The 830-nt window shown below is 75.1% G+C and carries 1 pseudogene; it reads right to left on the minus strand.

What is annotated here, in order from left to right:
* A pseudogene (locus GJ693_RS17305) lies at positions 1 to 830 on the minus strand (hypothetical protein); the annotation flags it as partial.

Below are 830 nucleotides of genomic sequence, written 5' to 3' on the forward strand. Positions count from 1 at the left end.
CGAGGCGGGCCAGCGGCGGAACCGCCGGGTTGCGCACCGCCCAGCCGGCGTGGGCCGGGCCCAGCGCCGCCAGCCGATCCGCTGGCACCGTCACCCCGGCAGCGCTGGCAACGCCATATTCGAACGGCGTCAGGCCATCGGCTTCGGCCCAGTTGATCCCATCGGAGCGGCCGGCGCCACCGGCCAGCACCACCACCCGCTGCGCCAGCCGCAGATCGAAGGAGGGCACCGTCCCGCGCCGGCTGCGCAGCGCGTCCATCACCCCGGCGGCGGTGATGTCATCGCCGTCCATCGCCGCGCACATGCCCCACGCCATGTCCCACATCGGATCGTCCGACAATGCGCGCCCGGTCGCCGCGATCGGGCACAGGCCGGCGAGATCGGCGGCGGCCAGCGACACCTGGCCGGCAACGCGATAGGTGGCGGGCGTGAAGCGTTCCAGCGGCAGCGCATCGACCAGCCGCCGCGCCGGATCGACCGCGCCCAGCCGCAGCAGCAGCCCGGCGCGCGCCGCCAGCCAGTCACCATCACCGATGCCGGCCGGCCCCGGCACGCGCGACAGCAGCGCCCGGCCCAGCGCGATGGTCAGCCAGCGCGAGGCAACCGGCCCGGCGATGCGGTTGGCCAGCCCGGCCAGAAAGCGGCCATTGCTGCCGGTGAAGGCATCATCATCAAAAGCGCCCGCCGCGGCTGCCAGGATGCCCACCGGCGCGCCCGGCGGCAGCGATTTCAGCTCTGCCGGCGCCAGTGTGCGTTCCGGATTGGCCTCGGGCTGTTCCGGCGGCAGCAGCGGTGCTTCGGCGGCCGGCGGCGCAGCATCGGGCGCGGGT

The organism is Sandarakinorhabdus oryzae (assembly GCF_009733735.1).
GTDB lineage: Bacteria > Pseudomonadota > Alphaproteobacteria > Sphingomonadales > Sphingomonadaceae > Sandarakinorhabdus > Sandarakinorhabdus oryzae.